General features: G+C 31.3%; 1 protein-coding gene. It reads right to left on the bottom strand.

Annotated features, from left to right (window positions below; genetic code table 11):
* Positions 1-100: 100 nt before the first annotated feature.
* A partial coding sequence (locus A9G11_RS14425; protein WP_176701249.1) for a hypothetical protein occupies positions 101-415 on the bottom strand: 315 nt, incomplete at its 5' end.

Below are 415 nucleotides of genomic sequence, written 5' to 3'. Positions count from 1 at the left end.
TCCCAAGCACTGACTTTCTTTACCCCTTCCCTTTTCTTTGACCCCCAATAGGTAATTATCTATTTTTGAATAGATTACTTATATATAATGTAGCGTTATTTTATTTATCTAATTCTTCATCTAATTTGTCTATTTTTTGTTTCATTTGGTCCACTAGGCATTTTGTGATTCTATGAGTGAAATCGTCCAGTTCATCGAGATAAACTGGTGGCGGAAATGTTAAGCAAATTTGATTTATCTCTTTATCAATTATGTCTATATTCTCATTAACCGTTGGATTTTTTTCTGCAAGGGATACTAGCTTTTGAGATAAAATATCGTGGTAATAACGATAGGAATCCAAAATACACATAGTACTACTATATTCGTTTTGATAACAAGTTTTTAGCTTGTCAGTTTTAAACACCGATGAAGA

The organism is Gilliamella sp. wkB108 (assembly GCF_001690195.1).
GTDB lineage: Bacteria > Pseudomonadota > Gammaproteobacteria > Enterobacterales > Orbaceae > Gilliamella > Gilliamella apicola_L.
Note: the sequence above shows the minus strand (reverse complement) of the source record. Positions and strands in the feature narration are given on the sequence as shown.